Source organism: Roseateles sp. (assembly GCF_052436255.1).
In the GTDB taxonomy this organism is placed as follows: domain Bacteria; phylum Pseudomonadota; class Gammaproteobacteria; order Burkholderiales; family Burkholderiaceae_C; genus Pelomonas.
Window position 1 is genome coordinate 92,623 of record NZ_JBQVNP010000001.1, and the last position, 22,535, is coordinate 115,157.

Sequence of the window (22,535 nt, forward strand, 5' to 3'; positions counted from 1 at the left end):
GAGCCTCCGCGATTGCCGGGGGCGGCTCAGCCCGTTGGACTCGCTGCCAAGCAGTAGGACCGCAAAGCGGGCTTTCGTGACTGACCGCCGCGTAGCAGTCGCCGGCCCCGCCGAAGCGCAACCAGCCTGGTCTCGACTTCCGGTAGCCTGACGGCATGCCCACCGAAGATCTCCACGCCTTCTTGCTTCGCCAGCCCCCAGCTGCCCTCGCGGACCTCCTCGTCGAGCTCGCGAAAGACCACCCAGACGTGGACAAGCGCCTGCAGCGTCTGCAACTCTCCGACAGCCCCAGCAAGCTGGCGGCCATGTTCAAGAAGGCACTGGCTGGCTGGCGCCGCTCGCAGAAGTACCACGACTACAAGACCGTCGGTGCCTTTGCGGCCAAGCTTGAGCTTTGGCTGGACCAGGTCGCCCGGGAACTTGCGCCGAAGGATCCTGCCTTGGCCCTGGATCTGTTCGAAACATTCATCGAGACCGACGCCGTCTTCTTCGAGAACGCTGACGACTCGGGCGGCCATATTGGTGGTGCAGTCCGCACGGCCTGCCGGTATTGGCTGGAAACGTCTGCTCAGTGCGAGGCGCCCCAGGCCGCACTGCGTGACCGTCTGCTGAAGCTGGCGACCGCCGATGCCTACGGCGCACGGGAAGGCCTGTTCCGGGAAGCCCATCTGCTGCTGTCCGAGCCGGCCATGCGCGAGATGGTGGCGGAGCTGGAGGCCAAGATGGCGGTGCTGGTCGCCAGGCACCGAGGGGCAGGCCAAGTGCCCTACGAGGTCATCAACGTGTCTGCCTCTCTGTCCCTCATCGGCGATGCGCTCAAGGATCCGGACGTCAAGGCGCGCGCCATCCTGAGCTATCGGCCGGAGCCGAATGCAATGCAGAAAGAGACGATCGCGCAGGGCTACCTGAAAGCGGATCGCGCAGAGGACGCGATGAAGTGGCTGCAGGGCGATTGGGGCAACCTGGACGACCGCCGTCAGCGGCTCTTGGCGCAAGCCCACAGCCAACTTGGCAACACCGAACTCAGCCATCCGCTTCGGCAGGAACTCTTCGAGCGGTCCCCATCGGTCGATGCCTTGCATCAGTGGCTCGATGCCTTGCCGCCGGCGCAGCAAGCCGCGGCGATGGAACGCGCAGGAAACGTGGCCTTGTCGCTGCCGAATCCGGCGTTGGCCGCACAGCTTTTGATCGAGCTTCATCGTGATGCCGACGCCGAGGCTGTTCTGGTCGACAAGGCCGCGGCCATTGACGGCGCCGACTACTTCATGTTGCCGACGCTCGCGAAGACGCTGGCCGCAGGTGGACGCAGCAAGGGAGCGACGGCCATCTATCGAGCCCTGATGCTCAACATCCTGGATCGTGCCAATGCGCGAGCCTATGGTCACGCAGCCCGCTACCTGGAGCGGCTGGCGTTGATGTCCGCCACCGACCTCGCGCCTCTGCCGTCGCACGAAGACTTCGTGGCCCAGCTGCGCAGCAAGCACGCACGCAAGACGGCGTTCTGGTCATTGCTGAACAAGGCCTGAGTTCAGCTCAGCCCATAGAGCTTGGCAATACGCGTCGCCGTGCGCCGGTCCGCAGCCTTGAGCTTGGCGCTGACGCGTTGGAACCTGCAGTCCACGGTCTCCGGCTTGAGATTCATGGTCGCGGCGGACCTTGCTGGAATGACCCGCGTCCTCGTGTCGCAAGAGTTCGAGGTCGGCCGGGGTGAACCGCAAATCGACCGCTCACAAAGTCCAAAGGAATCCCGTGTGAGCCCACTTCCGGTTTACCTCTCTGTTTAACCCTGGGAGAAAAAGGCCGCCGCAATGGAAAAAGGACTTAGAGGCTTTCGCTTCTAAGTCCTTGATTTCTCTTTTTATTTTTGGTCGGGACGGCGGGATTCGAACTCGCTACCCCTTGCACCCCATCGAAGTAATTGATCATCTTTGTGATTTGAGTGACGCTAGGCTGTCCGCTGATTTTTTGGAAATAATCGTTTAAAATCAACGTATTGCGTGGCAATACGGCGGTTTTGGCATCGTCCCACTGAGTGCCACAAGATGCCGGTAGATCCCACGTCCGGTATCCCCCTGGGTATCCCCCTGGAGAAGTTGATGGCGACGACTCGATATCCGAAGCAAGGCAAAGGAAGCCGCTGGACGGAGCTTGGCTTGAAGGCGATCCCTTCAAGCTGGAGGGGTGACTACATTGCGGATGGCGAAGGGCTGACGGGCGAGGTGCGGGTCGCCTCAGAAGGCAGGGTCAGCATCAACTTCAAGTACGGCTACAAGTGGCGCGGAGCGGGAGAGAAGCACTACTGTGGAACCTGGCCCGACGTCGCTCTCTCAGCCATTCGCGCAGAACGTGACCGCGCCAGAGCGCTAGTCAGGTCTGGAGCTAGTCCGAGCGATGCCAAGCGCGCCGCAAAGATTGAAGCCCAGGCCACTATTGAGGCCACCCTCGCTGAGGCTGCTCGCCAGCAGGCCGAGGACCTTCCCCTTCGCGCGATGCTCGAAGCGTGGCTGCGTGACGGCGTGAAGCGTGCGGATGACAACGCGGAATTGCAGCGCAGCTTCGAGAAGGACGTGCTGCCGCTCATCGGAGCGAAACCTGTACGTGCGGTGGAAGAGGGCGACATCCGAGCCGTACTGCGTGCCGTGATCGATCGCGGCACCTACCGGATGGCCTCGCGGGTCTATGCCGACCTGGTGCAACTATTCGCGTGGGCAGAGGCGCGGAAGCCCTGGCGCGCGCTCATGGTCGAGGGTAACCCCACCAAGTTGGTCGAACTGGCCAAGCTGCTGCCACATGGGTGCGACCCTGACGCAGAGCGTGACCGTGTGTTGTCTGCCGATGAGCTGCGCGAGCTGCAAGTCAAGTTGACCGACATGGAGGCCGCCTACGCCGCAGCACCTGCCGGAACGAAGTACGGCGTTGACCGCCCGCTGAAGAAAGAAACGCAGCTAGCGCTGTGGATTTGCCTGAGCACCCTCTGCCGTATCGGGGAACTCTTGATGGCTCGCTGGGAGCACGTGAACCTTACCGGCGGTGAGTGGTTTGTTCCTGCCGAGAACACCAAGACACGCGTCAGCTGGAAGGTCTATTTGTCGCCGTTCGCTCTGCGGCAGTTCAAGGCGCTGCATGCGTTGACCGGCGACACGGCATTCTGCTTTCCGGCTCGAGCGGCGGCGGGTGAAGTGCCAGCAGACCATGTGTGCGTCAAGAGCGTGTCCAAGCAGATCGGCGATCGTCAGACGCAATTCAAGAAGCGGGCCGGACCGCTGACGCATCGCAAGCATGACAACTCGCTCACTCTGTCCGAGGGCAGGGCGGGGGCGTGGACACCGCATGACTTGCGGCGCACGGGGGCCACCATGATGCAGCAGTTGGGCGTGTCACTTGACCTTATCGATCGATGCCAGAACCACGTGATGGCTGGCAGCCGGGTTCGTAGGGCCTATCTGCATCACGACTACGCAGCGGAGAAGCGCGAAGCCTGGGCGAAGTTGGGTGAGCGGATTGACGTCTTGTTGGGTGGCTTCAATCAGATTCGGCTCGAGGCCAAGCAGGCGTAGAAGGCGTTTACAGCCTAAGGGCTGTATGAAGTGCATTCAGCCAAGCTAAAACGGGAACGATCCGTCTGCCTACCTCAGGGACGTGCTAGCCAGGCTGCCGACGCAGCCGGCGAGCAGATCGGCCAACTGTTGCCGCATCGCTGGTCAGCAGCTATCGATTACTAGCGCACACCTCGTCAGCAGGTTTGCCAGGACCGCCACCAGTACCAAGCGCCCCAGCACGCCAACAGCCAAAGCAACACGATGAGGGCTGCACCGGCCTTACTGGTCGGCTTGGCGCCTCTCGATGCCATCCACTCATCTGCCTTGCTGCGGCTTTCCGCCAATACCTCCGCCGGTAGCAGCTTGATGGCCACCCAAATCAGGCCGGGCAGAAGCAAAACGTCATCGACATAGCCGAGCACCGGAATGAAGTCTGGGATGAGGTCGATTGGGCTCAGCGCGTACGCCACGACAAACACCCCGAGGGCCTTGGCGTACCACGGAGTGCGCGGGTTTCTTCCTGCGAACCAAAGAGTGACGCCATCGCGTTTAAGCCGCTTGGCCCATGACCTCAAGCTGCTGCTGATGCTCATGGGCCGCAGCATGCCAGGGTCTGGTGTCTGACCTCGCACTTGGCAGGAAGTGACGAGTCTGCGCTTACGGGAAGTCTGTCCCGTCAAGATGCCATCGCTGGACGCTTATGGCGGTGCGTGGTGTTTCACTGGTCATGGGCCAGTTGCCATGTGCGGCGACGGCTTTCTCGCCGAGGCCGGAGCAATCAGGAAGGACTGGGAAGAGGGGCTCCCGGGCGAGGCGCTTAAGCGTTCCTTAAGCGTCGTTTTTGAACACTGCGCGCCGTTCTTCATCGGCGCATCACGTGTTCGCTCCTCACTCCATCAATCCGCGCTCGCGCGAGATATCAGCCGCTGCCTCCAATCCAGCGTGGACACCCACGGAAGGCCGTGGCGACCGCGTTCGGCAGGACTTGCTTGTCCTGTTCTGCGGTCTCGCTCTGCTCGCTTTGTGGGAATGGTCTCGATTGGACCTGCCGCTGGCTCACCTATACGGTACCCCTGCGGGCTTCGAATGGAGGGACCACTGGTTAACTGCCAAGGTGCTTCACGATGGCGTTCGGGTTGTCGGTTGGGCAATTTATGCGTGGTTGATCGTCAGCCTGTGGCGGCCAAGGATGCTTGTGCTCGCCATGCCAAGGCGCAGTCGACTTTGGTGGATAGGCACGACGTTGGCTTGCGTGGCCTTGATTCCAGTTCTGAAACGTGCGAGCTCCACCAGCTGCCCATGGTCTCTCATTCAGTTTGGAGGCGACTTCGCGCGCTACGTGCCGCACTGGCTCCTAGGGCTCCCTGACGGCGGGCCGGGGGGGTGTTTTCCGTCCGGTCACGCGTCGACAGCATTTGCATTCATTCCGGGCTGGTTTGCGCTTCGCGACCATGCCCCTCGCGTCGCTCGCTTCTTCCTCGTGGTCGTGCTCATCTGCGGCGCTGTGCTTGGGTGGGTTCAGATGATGCGAGGGGCGCACTTCCTCAGCCATTCCCTGTGGACCGCGTGGATCTGTTGGGCCGTCAGCCTGCTGAGTTGGTATGGCCTGCAGCCCTGGCGTGAGTGGCCGTTGATCGGGAATCAAGTGAGCCTCGATGGAGGGCGGTCGTGAAGCGTGCCGTCGGATGGTTCTATCCCGATCCAGCACGGCCTCTCACCCAGGTGTGGATGTGCTCTCTGTGGATGGGGCTGGTGGCGAACTGGCCGCTTTGGAAGCAGCTGACCACGCTGCCAGAGCTCGGCGGTTGGCGCGGCCTCGTGTTCATCGTCGCGTTTGCTGGCATGGTGACAGCTGCGACCGGGACGGTTGTCAGTTTGCTGGCGTGGCCACGACTCATCAAAGGGGTTTTGACTCTCTTGCTCGTGGCGTCGGCGGCGCTGGCCTATTTCATCGACAGCTATGGCATCGTGTTCGACCCAACGATGGTCGTGAACATGGTTCAGACGGATGCGCGGGAGACGCGTGACTTGCTGAGCCTCCGCCTCTTGCTGACGATTCTTTTGGTGGGTGTGACGCCAGCCGTTTGGCTGCTGATTCAACCTCGAGCGCCTGCGCAGCACATCGTTCGGCGGGTGGCCGGAAACATGGCCAGCTTTGTCGTTGGGGTGATCGTGGTGGTCGGGCTAGCACTTGCGGTGTTCGCCGATCTGTCGTCCACCATGCGCAACCACAAGGCGCTGCGATACATGGTGACACCCCTCAACGCGGTGTACTCCTTGAGTGCGGCAGCGATCCGCAGTCAAGCAGCGCCAAGTGGTCCCCCGGTCGTCATCGGTGCCGATGCTCGTCTATTGCCTCGACCTGCTGGTACCAAGCCCCCGCTGTTGCTGCTGGTGGTGGGGGAGACGGCGCGCTCCATGAACTTCAGCCTCAACGGCTACGAGCGCCTGACGAATCCGGAACTGTCCAAGCTGCCCGTGGTCAGCTTTCGCGACGTGACGTCGTGCGGCACCGCCACAGCCGCCTCGCTGCCGTGCATGTTCTCGCCGTTGGGGCGCTCGGATTTCGTGGACTTGAAGGGTACACAGGAGAACCTGTTGGATGTCCTCTACCGCGCTGGTTTAGCCGTGCTGTGGTTGGACAACCAGAGTGGCTGCAAAGGACTGTGCGACCGGGTTCCCAACAGCACCACGGCCAATCTCCCCGAAGGCGCGATGCCACTGCCTGCGGCGCTGTGTCGCAAGGACGAGCTTGGCCATGCGGAGTGCTATGACGAGGCGATGCTGCATGAGCTGGATAGGCGCGTGGCACAACTGGAGCCGGCCCGGCTCGAGCGGGGCCTGGTACTCGTCATGCACCAGATGGGCAGTCATGGACCAGCCTACTTCAAGCGCTCGCCGCCGGACCTGGAACTGTTTCAGCCCGAGTGCATGAGCAACGCGCTGCAGCAGTGCGAGCGGCAACAAGTCGTCAACGGGTATGACAACACGATTGCGACGACAGACCGTCTGTTGGCTCGGTCAATCTCCTGGCTACAGACTATGTCGACTCGGTTCGAACCTGGCATGCTGTACATCTCGGATCATGGCGAGTCCTTGGGGGAGAACGGCCTGTACCTTCATGGGATGCCATACGCCATGGCACCGAGGGAGCAAACGCATGTGCCGATGATTGTCTGGCGTCCAAACGCAGATGGCGGTGCCCAAAAGCTCATGCCGGGTTGCCTGGCAGGCTTGCGCGACAAGCCAGCGTCACATGACAACCTCTTCCACACAGTGATGGGCTGGATGGGTGCTCGCGCGGACGTGTACCGTCCAGAGCTAGATATCCTGTCCAACTGTCGGTAGAGGCTAACCGACCGACAGATGTGATTTTGGTCCTGGATTGCGTGCCGAAAGCCCGTCTTTTGGCCAGTCGACAAGCTCACAACCAAACAGCTTGTTGATGAGTTCGTCGGCAGGCAGTTTCAGAAACGCAGCGGCATATCGGGATGCGGTCGAGCCCGGCGAGAGGTCCCGCAGGGCCTCAGACAGTCCAGAGCCTGTCGAACAACGCGGGCGGCGGCTCGGCATCGTCTGCGGAAACTACGCGCACACCTCGCAGAGATGCCGGTCGCACGCCGAACGTTGCGACAAACGTGCGAGTCAGGTGAGCGCTGTCGGAAAAACCTGCCCAATGGGCCGCTTCGGTGAGCGTGGACCCATCGGCGAGGGTGCGCACGGCACGCTGCAGTCGCAGCCAGCGCACATAGGCACGAAACGGCAAGCCGGACACCTCGGCGAACCAATGCATGAAACGGGATGCCGACAGTCCGACAGCCTGCGCGGCGTCTTCGACGCGTACCGACGTGTCGAGTGCCGGCTCCAGCCATCGGAGGATGGTTGCCAGGCGTTCATCGTTGGGGCCACGATTGCGAGACGCCCCCTGACCTTCCAGCCACCGCGCCAACGCTCGTTCCAGGAGATCAGCCTGCGAGACCAGCATCGAGACCGGCTCAGCGATTGGTGTCGGCACTCCGCCGACCATCGCAGGGTCCAGGAAGACCATGCGAACTGGATGGGTGGCCACTAGGCGATGTGGGACGCGGGCGGAGAGGAAATGTCCGGGGCTGTCTAGCACTCCCCAGGATCCTTCGACAGTCAAGGTGCCCGCTGAACACCAGGCAAGTTGGGCAGCCTGATGTCGGTGTGGGCGTCCCGTTTCGACCGGGCCTACGTAGACGGCCCAACCGCGGCCGACGGTGAGCTGAGGCCGGTCCGGAACTGTTGCCTCAACCATGCGCTGCCCGTAACGCAAGCCGATAAACAGATGGGCAAGCAGCCGCGTGCGTTTCCGGCATCTTTGCCGGAAGCCGGCCTCCGATCTTCATCGTTTTCTCCATAGTCTTAGATCGCCGTCATTGCACACCCTGAAGGGGGTACGGAGTCAAGTAGCGATGGACTCGCGCCGTACACGCACGCGTCAGCGAGGCGTCCAGCGTACGCAGATCAAGGGACCAGCAGCGGAGTACGGCGGTCTTCCTGATCGGTCTTATCAAGCTCTTGCTCACCGTCGCTCTTCCGGGACGCTGCTATCGCGTCGTCGCGCGAGTTCAGTTGCCGCCACGGAAGGCGCTGTTGCGGGCGAAGAGTCAAGCGGGCGTAGCTGGTTTGTTCAAGCGCGCCCTGAGCCGGATGGCAACACTGGCGCTGCTTGTTGAGGAAATAGCAATGAAAGTGAGTTCTCTTGTACGGTACGGCTCGTACCCCGGGGTCATGGCCCTGATGCTCCTCGGTGTAGCGGCAACGCCTGAGAGAGGCTTTGCATTTGCTTGGCTCGCCGCACTTGTCGCCAGCGGGCTGCTGGTCGTGGCCCTGCTTGAGCGCCGGTTTCCATTTGAGTCTCGGTGGCAGGCCGCGGATCTGGACTTTCCGGCCGACGTCGCGCACGCTGTCGTCAACCTGGCTGTGATGCACGCAGCGGTGCTCGGCTTCGCGCTAATGCGCGACCTGACTGGCTATGAGGGGTTGGGATGGCCTGGAGACTGGCCCTACCTTGCTGAGGTTTTCTTGGCCGGGCTGCCGCTGGACCTGTCGCTGTATGCCGTGCATCGCCTGAGCCATCGCCACGGCATTCTTTGGCGGTTCCACAGCATTCACCACTCATCCCGGCGGCTCTACTGGCTCAATGGCGAACGTCGTCATCCGCTGCATGCCGCGCTAATGGCAAGCCCGGGACTGCTGGTGCTCGGAGTGCTCGGAACGCCCGCAGAGGTTGTAGGCGGATGGTTCGCCATCCTGGCCGTGCATCTGGCCTTCCAGCATGCCAACCTGGACTACCGGCTTGGACCATTTCGCTACCTGCTAGGCGTTGCCGAGCTGCACCGCTGGCATCACCGAGAGCGCTTCGAGGACGCGCAGGTGAACTTCGGCGAGTTCTGGTTGATATGGGACCACGTCTTTGGCACCTTTTACCAGCCAAGTGCACCGCTTGGCCCCATTGGTATCGAAGGCGATCCTGTCCCACATGGCTACGGTCAACAGATCGTTTACCCGTTCCGGACCAACATATGAACAGGAGAACTCGAATGCCTTCCTTCCGCCAAACGATAGATCCCCACGTGGATGCCGAACTGCACAAGGCATGGGCTGCGTTGCCCAAGGATGAGGCAGCTGGTGGCTTCCGACACCTCGAGCGAGCCCATGTCATGGGACAGGCATCGACCTACCAACATGTGCGTGTCCATCTACACATGCTGGCTTGGGCAGTGCGAAACCATCGCGCACGGGAAACGGTCGGGCAGTTGCTTCGCATCGTTGGCGCTGCAACCAAGACGCCCTTTGGCCTAGTCCCAACGGGCAACACGGGTGGGTCGAATGTCAGCCCCATCAAGCCGCTGCCGATCCCCGTCGATCTGGCAAAGATCATTGATAGGGCGAAGCAGGCCGCGGGACGTTGATCTTCGTGCCTTGCGCTGCTGTCGCTTCGCGCCCCGGGGCGTCCTCCATCGAATCTTGCAAAAGGGGCCCCGGGACATGCGAGATCGCACGCTATGCCGACGCAGCACTGGTCGTGGCTGGGAAAACAACGCGGACAGACAGTCCGCGACCGGCGTCGCCCGCATCAATTTCCACCATCGCGCCGTGCCGGTCTGCAATCGCTCGGACGATCGCCAATCCGAGTCCGCTACCGCCCGGGTAGGCTCCTCCTGCCACGCCACGGAAGAAGCGATCAAAGACGCGGCCGCGTTCCGCCTCCGGGATGCCCGGCCCGTGATCGACCACTCGAAGTACGGGCTGCTCCGCCTCCAGGGCAACCTCGATGTCAACCGCTGCACCGGGCGCATACCGTAGCGCGTTGTCAACGAGGTTGTTCAGCAGCACCGTGAGTTGCGGTAGATCGCCTTCAACTACGGCTGGCTCAAGCACACGGACACCCAGGTCGACATCACGCGAATCTGCCTGGGTGGTGAAGGCACTGGCCACATTTCGCGCGAGCGCTGCCAAGTCAACGGGCTCTGAGTGCAGCATCTCGACGTCAGGTTCGCTGCGAGCGACCTGTAGGAGTTGCTCGACGAGGTGCTGTGAGCGGTCGATCCCTGCCTCCAGATCCTCCAGCGCAGCCTGCCTTGACGTTTCATCCGGGCTGCGCTGCAAGATCTGCAGCTGCAGGCGCAGTGCGGTGATCGGCGTGCGAAGCTCGTGCGCAGCGTCGGCGAGGAATCTTCGCTGTGCTGAGAATGCCTCGCCCAGCCGTCTCAGCAGCTCGTTGGTTGATTCGATGACCGGCATCAACTCCTTGGGTGTATTGCCAACCCTGATCGGTGACAACGCGCCCGCGCTTCGGGTTGCGATGTCGAGAGCCGCGACGTCCAACGGCGCAAGCCCGCGACGCAAGCTGAAGATCAGCAGAGCGCCGACGCCAGCTACGAGGGCGACCATCAGCGTGGAAATCTGCACGGCGGACTCCCCAGCCATCTGCTGACGTTGTGACTGGCGCTGGGCTGCTTGAGCCACATAGCCACCGCGCGTCACCGTGTGCACGATCCAGCGCTCGCCGCGCACCATCGGCTCGCTATGGCCTTCGATTGGAGAGAAGGGAAGCGCAACGCGTGGGTCGGAAATGAAGAGGCGTCTTCCGCCAATGGTCCAGCTTTGCGTCACGATCTCGGAGTCATCCGGAATGTCAGTACGCACGGGAAGGTCTGCGCTGCTTTGCCAGCTTTGATTGGCTTGGTGCATACGGGCGACGCCTTCGGCGATGGTTTTCAGCTCGTCGTCGAAGACTTCATGCATCTCGGTGAGCGTCACCAGATAGGCCACGACGGTGAGAAGCACCGTACCCAGTGCGAGGGTGCCGACGATCCACTTGAGCAGGTCACGTTCAAGGGAGCGCATCAAACCTCCGAAACTCGGTAACCCACTCCCCGGACGTTGCGGATGCGCTCCGCACCCAGCTTGCGTCTGAGGTTGTGTACATGCACCTCGACCGCGTTGCTTGCGATCTCTTCTCCCCAGCCATAAAGCGATTCCTCCAGCTTTTCCTTGGAGATGACCGTGCCTGGCCTCAGCATCAGCGCTTCAAGCAGCCCGAACTCGCGGGCTGACAGTTCGATCGGATGACCATCCAGGCTCACAACGCGTTTGGCCGGATCAAGGACCAGCGCACCACAGCGCAAGAGCGGAGATCCGCTCCCAGCATGTCGACGGAGTAAGGCGCGTACGCGCGCAATCAATTCATCCAGGTCAAAAGGCTTGAGCACGTAGTCGTCAGCGCCTGCCTCCAGCCCGGCGATCTTGTCTCGCACGGTATCTCGCGCTGAAGCGATCAGTACAGGCATGCCATCACCGCGATCACGCAGGGTCTTCAACAGCTGCATGCCGTCGACCTGCGGCAGCCCGAGGTCAAGGATCGCCAGGTCATGCAGGCGGTGACCAAGGGCGAGCTCTGCCTGTCGCCCATCTCGGACCCAGTCGACGCTGAACCCGGCTTGCAGCAGCCCTCTTTGCAGGGATTTGCCGACCATCACGTCGTCCTCGACCAGTAACAGGCGCATCTCAATCTTCTTGCCGCAAGGGGTTCATCCTAAGTTCTGAGGGGCATCGTCGGGGCCGCAACCTTAAGTGGCACTTAAGCATCCGGGAGCCACCATGGCGCATGCACTTCCCTGACCACTCTCTGCGTCTTGACCATATCGGCACCGACCTGCCGCACCAACCCGAATGGGACGTCACCGAGGGCGGCATATGAGCGCTTCCAACCCCTACAAAGGGCGAACAGGCCTGGAGCGCATCGTTTACGCGTTCCGCTACTCGATGGATGGGTTGGTCGCCGCTTTCAAGGGCGAAAGTGCGTTCCGGCAGGAGGTGGTGCTGGGTGCTCTCCTGCTGCCTGTTGCCGCATGGCTCGCCATGGACTGGGTCCAACTCGTGTTGATGCTCGGAGCGCTGCTGATCGTGCTGATTGTCGAGTTGCTCAACTCGGCAATCGAGGCAACCGTGGACCGCATCTCGTTCGAACACAACCTGTTGTCGAAGCGAGCGAAAGACATGGGCAGTGCTGCCGTCCTGCTGGCGCTGGTGTTCTTCGCCTTGGTCTGGGGGGCGGTGCTCTGGATGAAATTCTGTCCCGCGGCGTGATCCGTTGTAATCGCCACCGCAGGCTCCTGGTTTAACCGCGCCCTTACCCGTCACGGGGCTAACAGGGCGCAAACGAGAGCCGCGCTGCGATACGCGACCAAAAGTGCGTTCCGAGTCCAGCCATCAGCCCTGCCGCCCACGATCTGCAAGTTTGTCACCTCAAGAACCTGCTTCAGCTTTCGGGCAGCATCGTGGATCTCAACACCATCGCGCCCGAGAGAGATTTCCAGTCGCAGGATCTCGATGTGTCGATCAGCCTCCTTCAGCTGCGCCCGCAGTTGACGCTGCCATGGCTTGGAGGGCGGAATCCTGTCTAGAAGCCCCTGAACAATGACGTCGACATCGTTGATACCTTTCGCCATCGCTTCGAGGTGGGCAGCAGCTGAATCTGCTGGCAGGGCAGGGGACTCATCAGTCGATGCATCGTCGGTCAGATGTCTGGAGATCATGTGCCCGCACCTACCGTCAGATCGGCGACAAGACGGCTGATCAGCGCCCGATGCCGTATGGACGGCTCAGCCACCACAAGACGGTAGCGCTCGCTCCAGAGCCAAAGATCACCTACCAGTTCAACGAAGAGCACCTGGCCTGCCGATCCCAGGATGCTCAACTCGCCCGTCCCCTTCTTCCAATCGAACAGCAGCCGATGAGACCCGGGAGGCATGACAAGCCTCACCATCGATGCAGGCACGGTCGGCGCCAGTCGATCCCCTGCGGCGCCGACATGCACCGTGTTGACGGTGTCCCCGACGCGGTGCCGCACCACATAGACCACGAGCTGACCAGGCACCGGGGCGAAGCGCTTGGCGTCCTCGTCCGCAGCCAACGATGGGATGGATAGGGGTGCACAGGTTGTCTGGGTGCGAGGCCGTCCGTGGGCGTGGTAGCAGTAGCCGTTCTCTGAGAGATCTCTCGGCGGACTCGTGCAACCAGATACCAAGGGGGCGCCAAGGACCATGGAGCCAGCAAGAAAAATGCGTCTATGCATGATGTCACTCAACTTCGAAGGACGGCAGCGCGCCCGTTGAGAATTGCAGTACTACCTGCTGGTCTGCCAGAGCTGCAGACCACCACAGTGCAGCTGCTATGACGAACACCCCCGCAAGCACCGCGGAGCGCTTGGGCATGAGACTCTCCTGACGACCCGAGGAAGGAATGAGCGATTGGCGTTGCTTCAGGTTCACCATTTGCAGCATCTGTAGGCCAGGCCAAAACCTGCAGAGACAGAGCCTGTGTCCATCGTCAACGGGCTTTTTGCAGCATCGCCGAGCAGACGGGACGCGCCGAGATTGCCGAACAGGATCCAGCGTGGGGTCAGCGCGGTGATAAAGCCTGTGCCGACATAGGCGCCCCTCACGCCGCTTGCAGGCATGTAGGTCGGCAGGTTGGATGCCACAGCCTGAGCAGGCGTGACCCCAAAGTAAGTCTGCATGTTCTGTCGGTTGGCAACTGAGACACCCGCGCCCGCCGACCATTGAGTGGTGGGCGAGAGACGTTGGTGATAACCGATATCAAAGCTGCCCACCGCTCCGCCCTTGCGGCCTAGCAGGTCCTGCGAGACATTGGCGCTGATGTCCCAGTGATCGTTCAGCCGGTAGCCCACGAACACTCGCCCGCGCAGCGTGCGCTCGATGTCCGGCAGGCCGTTCAAACGGGTGGAGGATCCGGAATTGCGGCCACTGTCCAGCCGAAGCGCCGCGCCGAACCGGACGCGCTTGCCGTCGATGAGCAAGGCGCTTGCCCCTGGGCCCTGGGGATCTGATGCGAAGTTCATCGCAGCGGCCGACCGAGAGGTGCTGATGCGAAATCGACCCCACTGGTACGCCCAAAGCGGTCGAAGCTTGATGATTCGACGCCCTGATCCCTCGTACTCGGGCTGGGACAGCATCATGGCCCCGACGAGATAGTTCTGCTCGGACGTTTTTCGCTCTTCGTCGGCATGGGACACGGACGCAAACGTCAGTGCAAATGCGAATGGGGTCAGACGAGTCAAGGGACGATCAAGCGAGGTCATGCCCGATGGTCAGAGCCGGATGCTTAAGCGCCGCTTAAGGGATCTATCACCAGCACGAAGCGCGTCCCAGCCGATTGGTTTCGCGACATCTACCCATAGCACCTGGTCAATCGAGTTGACCGTTGGTCATCTATCCCCTTTGTGCCCGCTTCTGGGCGTTGTCCGCGCGGGCTGCCGTGCGGATGTACGGCTGATCAAGCAGCGATTGGGGAGCGCTTGTCGAGCCGTCCGATAAAATGTCTGTTGCTCTTGGGGAGTAGCCTGCTTCTGTCGCTCGGAAGCGCCTGCGTCAACACACTTGAACCTCGCGTTCATGGCGCCGGTAGCCAGTTCTGGTTGGCGAGACCAACGATGTGCCAGCACGACTTGTATGTGGTCGGGCGGTGGTGGCACGTCGTTGTATCTCTGCCCGACCCTGGATCGACTCTCATGAACGCTCTCTCTACAGCCGCACTCGCCATGGCGATGTCGACGGATGCCTTTGCTGCGGCCATCGGCAAGGGCACTGCGCTGAAACAACCTCGCTGGACCGAGGCCCTGCGTACCGGCGCCATCTTTGGCGTCATCGAGGGCATCACACCGCTTGTCGGCTGGCTACTCGGACTGACCGCGGTCAACGCCGTCAAGGAGTGGGACCACTGGATCGCGTTCGTCCTGCTCGGGACTCTTGGTCTGCACATGGTCTACAACGGGTTGAAGACGGACCAGTCCGAGGTTGATGCCGTCGAGGACAAACCGAGCCGTCACAGTTTTGCCCGTTTGGCATTGACCGGATTCGCAACCAGCATTGATGCGATGGCGGTGGGGGTCGGTCTGGCCTTCATCGACGTCAACATTGCGTATGTGGCCGCCGCCATCGGCTTCGCAACATTCGTGATGGTCACCCTGGGTGTGATGTTGGGGCGTGTCATGGGAGCCGTGGTTGGCAAGCGGGCAGAGATCGTCGGAGGCATCGTCCTGGCAGCCGTCGGCGCCGCCATCCTTTTCGAGCATCTCACCGCTGCCTGAGCGTGCATCCAACTTCGCATGCTCCTGGCGGCGCCAGTCGGAGGATGGGCTGAGGGCCAACATGACAGATTTGTAATGGGTCAAGCAGGCATGCCGTCGGGGACGGATTTCTACAGTGACGACCATGGTGAACGTTGTAGGCAGCTCGATCGAGCGACCCGTCCACCACCAAGGAGTACCTATGACCCGCATCTCTGCTTCCGCCTTCGTCGCCAGCCTGCTCTTCGCCGTCGGAGCAGCCCAAGCGGCGTCGATGACCAACGACACCTTCATGAACGGCAAGTCGGTTCACGGCGAGCCTGTTGCTGCTACGCAGGACGGGCGTATCGTGAACGTGGATGCTGGCAAGTCCATCAACGTGAACTGTGGGGACGTTGTCACGTTCCAGAAGGCTGGCAAGAGCTTCACCTGGAAGTTCAGCTCGGCTGCTCATCGCCCCGTCGATCTGCGCGCCATCGCACCTGCGGGCTTTACCGACAAGCCGCTCAAGGTCTACATCTCTCGCACCGATGCTGAGAGCAACTGATGCATCGGCATCAAGATCCGCGGCCCTTGCGGCCACGGGTCTGGTGGCGAACAGCTTCACGTAAGGCAGCGCTGCGGCCCGCTGCAAACGAATTCACTAGTTAGGCCAAGGCCAGTTCACCGCGCTCCCCATATCCAAGACACAATCGCCTCATGCGTCGCTGGTTGACCATCCTGTTGCTGTTCGTCCTGCCCGTCCAGTTTGCCTGGTCGGCTGCGGCAGCCTATTGCCAGCACGAGGAAGTGGCCGGGATAGCGCACTTCGGACACCACGCCCATGATCACGCTGCGAGTTCGCACGGTGGGGGCAAGCTGTCCGGCGCAGGCGAGAAGTCAAGCGACCAGTCTCCCGCCAAGGGCATGAAGCTGGTTGGTGACAACGACTGCAGTTTCTGCCATCTGAGCTTCGCCAAGCCGATGGTCCCGGTTGCGTTCCAGTTCGACAAGAGTTCCGTGTCCCAGCCAGACTCTGCGTCAGAACAGGCGTTCCGCTCACGCGGACCTGATCTCCTTGAACGCCCCAACTGGCGCGTCGCCTGATTCGGCGAGCGCAGATCCATCCTTACTTCTTTGATGCGGCCCTGACCGCAACACTGCTCTCGCCGAAACCCTCGCGTTGTTCCTACAACCCCGGAGTTTTCGATGCGCAGAACCCTCGTGCCGCTTGCTTGTGCGGCACTCCTCTCATCCCTCGCCCAGGCTCAGACGCCCGGGACCCCCAACACTGCCTCCCCTGAAGCGCGCGTAGCCCCAGCTACTGCCACCCCGGCCGTGCAGATTGCGCCGCTGACACTGCGGGCCGCCGTGGATGCCGCGCTGGCCCAGAACCCGCAGCTTCGCGCCGCAACCGCCGAACTCGACGCCAACGACGGCACGGTTCGCCAGGCCGGTCTGATTCCGAATCCGGTGCTAGGCGTCGATCAGGAGGACGTGAAGTCCGGCACTCGTGTCACGACGATGCAGCTCAGCCAGACGCTGGAGACCGGCGGCAAGCGGGCGGCGCGAGTCGAGGTCGCGCAGCGTGGCAAGGACATCGCGGCCCTGGACCTGACTGCGCGCCGCGCCGAGGTCCGCGCCACCGCTATTCAAGCTTTCTTTGACGCGCTGACAGCCCAGGAGCGGGTCAAAGTGGTCGAGGAATCGTTGCGCATTGCGGCCAGCGGTGTAGATGCTGCAGTGCGCCGAGTAACCGCGGGCAAGGTGTCTCCGACCGAGGAGACTCGCGCGCGGGTCGCCGCTTCTACTGCACGCATCGACTTGCGCCAGGCACAGGCTGAGGCCTCGGCCGCGCTTCGTGCGCTGTCAGCAGTCATGGGAGCGCCGGAGGGCTCGATCCAGCGTCTGGACGGCAACGTCGAGGCGCTGCCGATTGCACCTTCTGCAGTAGACATCATGGCTCGTCTCCCTGATGCGCCAGCCGTACGCCGCGCTCAGCTTGAGGTGCAACGTGCAGATGCCACCTACGGTTTGGCGCGTGCCAATGGCGTGCCGGACGTGACGGTGGGTGTCGGCGCTCGTCGGGCACAGGATCTGGGCCGCACGCAAGCCGTGTTCAGCGTATCCGTGCCGCTGCCGTTCTTTGATCGCAACCAAGGTGCGCAGCTGGAAGCCCTGCGCCGCCGTGACGCTGCCCAGGCCACAGCGCAAGCCGAGGAGTTGCGGCTGCGTTCAGAAGTGCTGCAGATGGCAGACCTGTTGCAGGCCCGCAAGGACGAGGTCGAAGCGCTTCGCAAGGAGGTCCTGCCCGGCGCGCAAAGCGCGTATGAAGCCGCCAAGACGGGCTTCGAGCTCGGGAAGTTCAGCTTCCTGGACGCGCTCGATGCGCAGCGAACCTGGCTCCAGGTCCGCAGCCAGTACTTCACTGCGGTGGCCCAAGTCCATCGCACGGCCGCAGAGATTGACCGCCAGCTCGGCACCACGACTGACCGCCCCTGACGGGCACTCCAACTTCGAGATCGACGATGAAATTCAATCAAAGCACGACCGAGGGCCTGCGCGCCTCGCTGGGCAAGAAGCAGCTGATCGCCATCGCGGTGGTTCTGGCGCTGGGCGCCGTTGGCACCGTCTCCATCCTCCGCATGGGCGGCAGCGCGCCGGCGGGCGAGGAAGAGCATGGACACGGCCACGATGAGGCCAAGGGCCATGGCGACGATGAGCACCACGGCGAAGCCAAGGACGCAAAGGGCCACAAGGACGCTGATGGTCACGGGGACGGCGAGCACCATGAGGAGGCCAAGAAAGGCTCCAACGGTGGCGAGGTCCTTGGTACACAGAAGGGTCTCGCCGTCGAGATGCTGCTCGCAGAGGAAGGTGGGACTGCACGCATCAAGGTCTGGGTGACAAATGCGGGCAAGCCGGTGAGCGTGAAGGCCGAACAGGTATCCGTGCAACTGGAACGACCTGGTCAGGATCCGGAGAAGGTTTCGTTCGCCATCCAAGCCGGTGCTCTGGTAAGCGCTCAGGCCATCGAGGAGCCGCACCTGTTCAAGGGCACGGTCAACGTGCAGACAGGCGATGGTGTGCTGACCTTCCCGTTTGCCAAGGACGAGGGTGCTGTCACGATGACGGCCGACCAGATCAAGGCAGCCGGCATCTCGATCGACACTTCCGCGCCTGCCACCATTCGCACAGCGCTGAAGTTGCCTGGCGAGATTGCGTTCAATGAGGACAAGACGGCTCATGTGGTGCCGCGCGTCGGTGGCGTCGTCGAGTCAGTCGCGGTTTCCTTGGGGCAGCAGGTCACCAAGGGCCAAGTGCTGGCCGTCATCAGTAGTTCGAGCGTGTCCGACCAGCGTGCCGAGCTGCAGGCTGCACAGAAGCGCCTCCAGCTCGCCCGCACAACCTACGAGCGGGAGAAGCAGTTGTTCGAGCAACGCATTTCTCCCCAGCAGGATGTTCAACAGGCCGAGCAAGCGATGCGTGAGGCGGAGATTGCCGTTGCCAATGCCCGGCAGAAGCTCAACGCCATTGGTGCGTCGCCCGATTCCTCTGCTCTCAACCGTTTCGAGCTGCGCGCACCGTTCAACGGCGTGATCGTCGAGAAGCATATTGCCCTCGGCGAGCAGGTTCGCGAGGACGTCAACGTCTTCACCATCTCCGATCTGCGTTCGGTCTGGGCTCAGATCAATGTACCGGCCAGCAGCCTGCCGCAGGTGCGCATCGGCGAGAACGTCACCATTCGCTCGACCGCGTTCGAGCAGACGGCAGTTGGCAAGGTCGCCTATGTCGGCGCGCTGATTGGCGAGCAAACGCGTACCGCTCAAGCGCGCGTCGTAGTCGACAACCCGAAGACCGCTTGGCGTCCGGGCCTGTTCGTGAACGTCGAGGTGTCCGCTGGCGAGTCCAGCGCCCCTGTGACCGTGACGGCGGATGCTGTCCAGACCATGGAAGGCAAGTCCGTCGTGTTCGTTCGCACCGCCAGCGGCTTCGCACCTATCCCGGTGGAGCTGGGCCGTAGCGACGGCAAGCGGACCGAGGTCACGTCTGGCTTGAAGGCCGGTGCGCAGTACGCCACGTCTGGCGCCTTCGTCATCAAGTCCGAAGCCGGCAAGGCGTCGGCTTCGCACGCACACTGAGAGAGGCGTCCACATGTTTGAACGCATCATCCGATTCGCCATCGAGCATCGATGGCTTGTGATGCTGGCCGTGTTTGGCATGGCGGCGCTGGGCGTATTCAGCTATCAGAAGCTGCCCATCGACGCGGTGCCGGACATCACCAACGTCCAGGTCCAGATCAACACCAAGGCGCCGGGCTACTCGCCGCTCGAGACAGAGCAGCGCGTGACCTACCCGATCGAGACAGTCATGGCCGGTCTTCCCGGTCTTGAGCAAACCCGCTCGCTGTCGCGCTATGGCCTCTCCCAGGTCACCGTCATCTTCAAGGACGGTACCGACATCTACTTCGCCCGCCAGCTCGTGAACGAGCGCATCCAGAGCGCGCGGGGTCAGATGCCGCCTGGCGTCGATCCGGACATCGGTCCGATCTCTACGGGTCTCGGGGAAATCTACCTTTGGACGGTGGAAACGAAGCCTGGCGCGAAGAAGCCTAACGGCGAACCCTACACGCCGACAGATTTGCGTGAGATCCAGGATTGGGTCATCAAGCCACAGTTGCGCAACGTGAAGGGCGTCACCGAGATCAACACCATCGGCGGCTTTGCCAAGGAGTACCACGTCGCGCCGGATCCAAGTCGTTTGGCGTCCTACGGCATCACGCTGGCGGATATCGTCAACGCGCTGGAGCGCAACAACGCCAACGTCGGTGCGGGCTACATCGAACGACGTGGCGAGCAGTACCTGATTCGCGCACCGGGCCAGGTCCGCTCCATCGACGACATCGGCAATGTCGTGCTGCGCAACGAGGGCAGCGTGCCTGTTCGCATCAAGGACGTGGCCACGGTCGAGCTTGGCCGTGAGTTGCGCTCGGGTGCTGCGACCGACAACGGCAAGGAGGTGGTGCTTGGGACCGTCTTCATGCTGATCGGCGAGAACAGCCGCACCGTGTCGCAGGCCGTCGACAAGAAGATGGCGGAGATCAACAAGAATCTGCCCGCCGGCGTCCACGCTGTGACCGTCTACGACCGTACGACGCTGGTCGACAAGGCGATCAGTACTGTCAAGAAGAACCTACTGGAAGGCGCGATCCTCGTGATCGTCATCCTCTTCCTGTTCCTGGGAAATATCCGCGCGGCCATCCTCACGGCCATGGTGATCCCGCTGTCCATGCTTTTCACGTTCACCGGCATGGTGCAGCAGAAGGTCAGCGCGAATCTGATGAGCCTTGGAGCGTTGGACTTCGGGATCATCATCGACGGTGCCGTCGTGATCGTCGAGAACTGCGTGAGGCGCCTGGCGCATGCGCAGGAGCACAAGGGTAGGCCGTTGACGCAGTCCGAGCGCTTTCACGAGGTGTTCGCGGCATCGCAGGAGGCGCGTCGTCCGCTGCTGTTCGGTCAGCTGATCATCATGATCGTCTACCTGCCGATCTTTGCGCTGGCTGGTGTCGAGGGCAAGATGTTCCATCCGATGGCGTTCACGGTCGTGATCGCGCTGGTGGGCGCCATGATCCTTTCGATGACGTTCGTGCCGGCAGCGGTCGCGCTGTTCATCGGTGAGAAGGTGTCGGAGAAGGAGAACTTCCTGATGGGCTGGGCCCGTCGGGCTTATGAGCCGGCGCTGCAGCGCGTGATGAACGCCAAGCCGCTGGTCATCACGGTTGCCGTTGTGACCGTGTTCCTGTCCGGCTTGCTCGCGACCCGCATGGGCAGTGAGTTCGTGCCCAGCCTGAACGAAGGTGACTTCGCCGTGCAGGCGCTGCGAATCCCCGGCACCAGCCTGTCGCAGTCGGTAGCCATGCAGCAGCAGTTGGAGGCCACGCTGAAGGCCAAGTTCCCTGAGATCGAGCGGGTCTTTTCCCGCACCGGCACAGCGGAGATCGCAGCAGACCCGATGCCGCCCAACATCTCGGATGCCTACGTGATGCTCAAGCCCGCATCTGAGTGGCCCGAACCCCGCCGGACGCGCGATGAGGTGCTCGCTGCGGTGAAGGCCGAAGTCGGGAAGCTGCCCGGTCAGAACTACGAGTTCTCACAGCCTATCCAGTTGCGCTTCAACGAGTTGATCTCGGGTGTGCGATCGGACGTGGCCGTCAAGGTGTTCGGCGACGACATGGACGTCATGAACGAGGCGGCCGGCAAGATCGCTGGCGTGCTCCAGGGCATCTCGGGATCCGCAGAGGTCAACATCGAACAGACCACCGGTCTACCGATGCTGAGCGTGCAGATCGATCGTGAGAAGACGGCTCGCTATGGCCTCAACGTCCAGGACGTGCAGGACACGCTGGCGACGGCGGTGGGTGGCAAGGAAGGAGGAACGATGTTCGAAGGCGACCGTCGCTTCGACATCATCGTCCGGGTGCCCGAGAACGTTCGCTCCGATCTTGAGGCCATCAAGCGTCTTCCGGTCCCGCTGCCGGCCGGCAGCAGCACGTCCTCGCGCAAATTCATCCCGCTGAGCGAGGTTGCCGAGCTGTCGCTGTCGCCCGGCCCCAACCAGGTCAGTCGTGAGAACGGCAAGCGTCGTGTGGTGGTCAGTGCCAACGTCCGCGGTCGTGACATCGGCTCGTTCGTGGCCGAGGCTGAGCAGGCGATCCAGCAACAGGTCAAGCTACCCACCGGGTACTGGATGGTGTGGGGCGGCCAGTTCGAGAACCTGCAGTCTGCAACGAACCGCCTGAAGATCGTGGTGCCGGTGTCCCTGGCGCTGGTCTTCACGTTGCTGTTCGTGATGTTTGGCAACGCGAAGGACGGTCTGCTGGTCTTCACGGGCATTCCGTTCGCGCTGACCGGCGGCATCGTGGCGCTTTGGCTGCGAGACATCCCGATGTCCATCTCGGCGGCTGTCGGCTTCATCGCGCTGTCTGGGGTGGCGGTGCTCAACGGTCTCGTCATGATCTCGTTCATCCGAAACCTGCGGGAATCGGGCAAACGGCTCGACGAAGCGATCTTTGAAGGAGCCGTTACCCGCCTGCGGCCTGTGCTGATGACCGCGCTGGTGGCGTCGCTGGGTTTCGTACCCATGGCGATCGCCACAGGAACGGGTGCAGAAGTTCAACGTCCGCTGGCCACTGTCGTTATCGGAGGCATCCTGTCGTCGACGGCGCTGACTCTGCTTGTTCTGCCGGTGCTGTATCGCATCGCTCACCGAAAGGATGAGGATGAGGCCGCGACACCGCGTCCGACGCCTGATCAGGAGGTTCACGCATGAACGCAGGTACGCATCAAGGGACGTCCCGGCCTGAAGGCGGGAGCCTGGTGGGCTTGATCCTCTCG

The 22,535-nt window shown here is 62.3% G+C and carries 21 protein-coding genes, 1 pseudogene and 1 riboswitch; of the genes and pseudogenes, 14 read left to right on the forward strand and 8 right to left on the reverse strand.

Going from position 1 to position 22,535, the window contains the following annotated elements; translation table 11 throughout:
• Positions 1 to 155 precede the first annotated feature (155 nt).
• The 3 genes and pseudogenes from ACT6S0_RS00290 to ACT6S0_RS00300 all read left to right on the forward strand — a co-directional run.
• Positions 156 to 1,526: a DUF6880 family protein gene (locus ACT6S0_RS00290; RefSeq protein WP_444761961.1), complete on the forward strand. Its 1,371-nt coding sequence runs from the start codon at positions 156 to 158 to the stop codon at positions 1,524 to 1,526.
• 516 nt (positions 1,527 to 2,042) lie between these two features.
• Positions 2,043 to 3,557, forward strand: a complete 1,515-nt coding sequence (locus ACT6S0_RS00295) for a tyrosine-type recombinase/integrase (protein WP_310333167.1) — start codon at positions 2,043 to 2,045, stop codon at positions 3,555 to 3,557.
• A 49-nt stretch (positions 3,558 to 3,606) separates the two neighbouring features.
• Positions 3,607 to 3,722 (forward strand): annotated as a pseudogene (locus ACT6S0_RS00300) (transposase domain-containing protein); the annotation flags it as partial.
• A gap of 11 nt (positions 3,723 to 3,733) precedes the next feature.
• Here ACT6S0_RS00300 and ACT6S0_RS00305 read toward each other — a convergent pair.
• Positions 3,734 to 4,132 (reverse strand): YkvA family protein, encoded by a 399-nt coding sequence (locus tag ACT6S0_RS00305; protein WP_310333168.1) that lies wholly within the window; start codon positions 4,130 to 4,132, stop codon positions 3,734 to 3,736.
• 611 nt (positions 4,133 to 4,743) lie between these two features.
• Here ACT6S0_RS00305 and ACT6S0_RS00310 point away from each other — a divergent pair.
• A complete protein-coding gene (locus ACT6S0_RS00310) occupies positions 4,744 to 5,211 on the forward strand; it encodes a phosphatase PAP2 family protein (protein WP_310333214.1) in 468 nt (155 codons plus the stop codon).
• Positions 5,208 to 6,887 (forward strand): phosphoethanolamine transferase, encoded by a 1,680-nt coding sequence (locus ACT6S0_RS00315; RefSeq protein ID WP_310333169.1) that lies wholly within the window; start codon positions 5,208 to 5,210, stop codon positions 6,885 to 6,887. The genes ACT6S0_RS00310 and ACT6S0_RS00315 overlap by 4 nt, the downstream gene beginning before the upstream one ends.
• A gap of 178 nt (positions 6,888 to 7,065) precedes the next feature.
• Here the strand turns inward: ACT6S0_RS00315 and ACT6S0_RS00320 are convergent, their stop codons facing one another.
• On the reverse strand, positions 7,066 to 7,587 hold the full coding sequence (locus ACT6S0_RS00320; protein WP_310333170.1) for a helix-turn-helix transcriptional regulator: 522 nt from the start codon (positions 7,585 to 7,587) through the stop codon (positions 7,066 to 7,068).
• A 602-nt stretch (positions 7,588 to 8,189) separates the two neighbouring features.
• On the opposite strand from ACT6S0_RS00320, the gene ACT6S0_RS00325 reads away from it, so the two are divergent.
• Both ACT6S0_RS00325 and ACT6S0_RS00330 read left to right on the forward strand, forming a co-directional pair.
• Positions 8,190 to 9,092 carry a sterol desaturase family protein gene (locus tag ACT6S0_RS00325; protein ID WP_310333171.1) on the forward strand — a complete coding sequence of 301 codons (903 nt, stop codon included), beginning with the start codon at positions 8,190 to 8,192 and terminating at the stop codon, positions 9,090 to 9,092.
• A 14-nt stretch (positions 9,093 to 9,106) separates the two neighbouring features.
• A complete protein-coding gene (locus ACT6S0_RS00330) occupies positions 9,107 to 9,478 on the forward strand; it encodes a DUF3703 domain-containing protein (RefSeq protein ID WP_310333172.1) in 372 nt (123 codons plus the stop codon).
• Between the two features lie 91 nt (positions 9,479 to 9,569).
• On the opposite strand, the gene ACT6S0_RS00335 is transcribed toward ACT6S0_RS00330, so the two are convergent.
• Together ACT6S0_RS00335 and ACT6S0_RS00340 are read right to left on the reverse strand one after the other, a co-directional pair.
• Complete coding sequence (locus ACT6S0_RS00335; protein ID WP_310333173.1) at positions 9,570 to 10,916, reverse strand: sensor histidine kinase; 1,347 nt, start codon at positions 10,914 to 10,916, stop codon at positions 9,570 to 9,572.
• Complete coding sequence (locus tag ACT6S0_RS00340; protein ID WP_310333174.1) at positions 10,916 to 11,575, reverse strand: response regulator; 660 nt, start codon at positions 11,573 to 11,575, stop codon at positions 10,916 to 10,918. The genes ACT6S0_RS00335 and ACT6S0_RS00340 overlap by 1 nt, the downstream gene beginning before the upstream one ends.
• Before the next feature lie 190 nt (positions 11,576 to 11,765).
• On the opposite strand from ACT6S0_RS00340, the gene ACT6S0_RS00345 reads away from it, so the two are divergent.
• Positions 11,766 to 12,158, forward strand: coding sequence for a diacylglycerol kinase (locus ACT6S0_RS00345; RefSeq protein ID WP_310333175.1), 393 nt, complete (start codon positions 11,766 to 11,768; stop codon positions 12,156 to 12,158).
• A 50-nt stretch (positions 12,159 to 12,208) separates the two neighbouring features.
• On the opposite strand, the gene ACT6S0_RS00350 is transcribed toward ACT6S0_RS00345, so the two are convergent.
• The 4 genes from ACT6S0_RS00350 to ACT6S0_RS00365 all read right to left on the reverse strand — a co-directional run bounded on the left by ACT6S0_RS00350 (position 12,209) and on the right by ACT6S0_RS00365 (position 14,151).
• A complete protein-coding gene (locus ACT6S0_RS00350; protein ID WP_310333176.1) occupies positions 12,209 to 12,607 on the reverse strand; it encodes a hypothetical protein in 399 nt (132 codons plus the stop codon).
• Positions 12,604 to 12,984, reverse strand: coding sequence for a hypothetical protein (locus tag ACT6S0_RS00355; RefSeq protein ID WP_310333177.1), 381 nt, complete (start codon positions 12,982 to 12,984; stop codon positions 12,604 to 12,606). Before ACT6S0_RS00355 ends, ACT6S0_RS00350 begins: the two co-directional genes overlap by 4 nt.
• A 166-nt stretch (positions 12,985 to 13,150) precedes the next feature.
• Positions 13,151 to 13,285, reverse strand: coding sequence for a hypothetical protein (locus tag ACT6S0_RS00360; protein ID WP_444761962.1), 135 nt, complete (start codon positions 13,283 to 13,285; stop codon positions 13,151 to 13,153).
• A gap of 53 nt (positions 13,286 to 13,338) precedes the next feature.
• Complete coding sequence (locus ACT6S0_RS00365) at positions 13,339 to 14,151, reverse strand: MipA/OmpV family protein (protein WP_444761963.1); 813 nt, start codon at positions 14,149 to 14,151, stop codon at positions 13,339 to 13,341.
• A 260-nt stretch (positions 14,152 to 14,411) separates the two neighbouring features.
• Positions 14,412 to 14,594: riboswitch (yybP-ykoY riboswitch) on the forward strand.
• A gap of 7 nt (positions 14,595 to 14,601) precedes the next feature.
• On the opposite strand from ACT6S0_RS00365, the gene ACT6S0_RS00370 reads away from it, so the two are divergent.
• The 6 genes from ACT6S0_RS00370 (at position 14,602) to ACT6S0_RS00395 (ending at position 22,470) form a co-directional block, all read left to right on the forward strand.
• Positions 14,602 to 15,180 (forward strand): manganese efflux pump MntP, encoded by a 579-nt coding sequence (locus ACT6S0_RS00370; RefSeq protein ID WP_310333180.1) that lies wholly within the window; start codon positions 14,602 to 14,604, stop codon positions 15,178 to 15,180.
• Positions 15,181 to 15,361: 181 nt separating this feature from the next.
• Positions 15,362 to 15,706, forward strand: a complete 345-nt coding sequence (locus ACT6S0_RS00375; protein WP_310333181.1) for a CzcE family metal-binding protein — start codon at positions 15,362 to 15,364, stop codon at positions 15,704 to 15,706.
• Positions 15,707 to 15,858: 152 nt separating this feature from the next.
• Positions 15,859 to 16,245, forward strand: a complete 387-nt coding sequence (czcI, locus tag ACT6S0_RS00380; RefSeq protein ID WP_310333182.1) for a cation efflux protein, CzcI family — start codon at positions 15,859 to 15,861, stop codon at positions 16,243 to 16,245.
• A gap of 231 nt (positions 16,246 to 16,476) precedes the next feature.
• Complete coding sequence (locus tag ACT6S0_RS00385; protein ID WP_310333183.1) at positions 16,477 to 17,640, forward strand: TolC family protein; 1,164 nt, start codon at positions 16,477 to 16,479, stop codon at positions 17,638 to 17,640.
• A 26-nt stretch (positions 17,641 to 17,666) separates the two neighbouring features.
• Entirely contained in the window at positions 17,667 to 19,280 is a 1,614-nt protein-coding gene (locus ACT6S0_RS00390) for an efflux RND transporter periplasmic adaptor subunit (RefSeq protein ID WP_310333184.1), read from the forward strand.
• 13 nt (positions 19,281 to 19,293) lie between these two features.
• The gene (locus tag ACT6S0_RS00395; protein ID WP_310333185.1) at positions 19,294 to 22,470 is read left to right on the forward strand and encodes an efflux RND transporter permease subunit; all 3,177 of its coding nucleotides are present in this window, start codon (positions 19,294 to 19,296) and stop codon (positions 22,468 to 22,470) included.
• The last annotated feature ends 65 nt before the right edge of the window (positions 22,471 to 22,535 follow it).

Bases quoted from the DNA above. Each gene is read 5' to 3' on its own strand.
- ACT6S0_RS00290 (WP_444761961.1), top strand. From the start codon at position 156: ATGCCCACCGAAGATCTCCACGCCTTCTTGCTTCGCCAGCCCCCAGCT.
- ACT6S0_RS00295 (WP_310333167.1), top strand. From the start codon at position 2,043: ATGCCGGTAGATCCCACGTCCGGTATCCCCCTGGGTATCCCCCTGGAG.
- ACT6S0_RS00305 (WP_310333168.1), bottom strand. From the start codon at position 4,132: ATGAGCATCAGCAGCAGCTTGAGGTCATGGGCCAAGCGGCTTAAACGC.
- ACT6S0_RS00310 (WP_310333214.1), top strand. From the start codon at position 4,744: ATGCCAAGGCGCAGTCGACTTTGGTGGATAGGCACGACGTTGGCTTGC.
- ACT6S0_RS00320 (WP_310333170.1), bottom strand. From the start codon at position 7,587: ATGGTCTTCCTGGACCCTGCGATGGTCGGCGGAGTGCCGACACCAATC.
- ACT6S0_RS00330 (WP_310333172.1), top strand. From the start codon at position 9,107: ATGCCTTCCTTCCGCCAAACGATAGATCCCCACGTGGATGCCGAACTG.
- ACT6S0_RS00335 (WP_310333173.1), bottom strand. From the start codon at position 10,916: ATGCGCTCCCTTGAACGTGACCTGCTCAAGTGGATCGTCGGCACCCTC.
- ACT6S0_RS00340 (WP_310333174.1), bottom strand. From the start codon at position 11,575: ATGCGCCTGTTACTGGTCGAGGACGACGTGATGGTCGGCAAATCCCTG.
- ACT6S0_RS00345 (WP_310333175.1), top strand. From the start codon at position 11,766: ATGAGCGCTTCCAACCCCTACAAAGGGCGAACAGGCCTGGAGCGCATC.
- ACT6S0_RS00350 (WP_310333176.1), bottom strand. From the start codon at position 12,607: ATGATCTCCAGACATCTGACCGACGATGCATCGACTGATGAGTCCCCT.
- ACT6S0_RS00360 (WP_444761962.1), bottom strand. From the start codon at position 13,285: ATGCCCAAGCGCTCCGCGGTGCTTGCGGGGGTGTTCGTCATAGCAGCT.
- ACT6S0_RS00370 (WP_310333180.1), top strand. From the start codon at position 14,602: ATGAACGCTCTCTCTACAGCCGCACTCGCCATGGCGATGTCGACGGAT.
- ACT6S0_RS00375 (WP_310333181.1), top strand. From the start codon at position 15,362: ATGACCCGCATCTCTGCTTCCGCCTTCGTCGCCAGCCTGCTCTTCGCC.
- czcI (WP_310333182.1), top strand. From the start codon at position 15,859: ATGCGTCGCTGGTTGACCATCCTGTTGCTGTTCGTCCTGCCCGTCCAG.
- ACT6S0_RS00390 (WP_310333184.1), top strand. From the start codon at position 17,667: ATGAAATTCAATCAAAGCACGACCGAGGGCCTGCGCGCCTCGCTGGGC.
- ACT6S0_RS00395 (WP_310333185.1), top strand. From the start codon at position 19,294: ATGTTTGAACGCATCATCCGATTCGCCATCGAGCATCGATGGCTTGTG.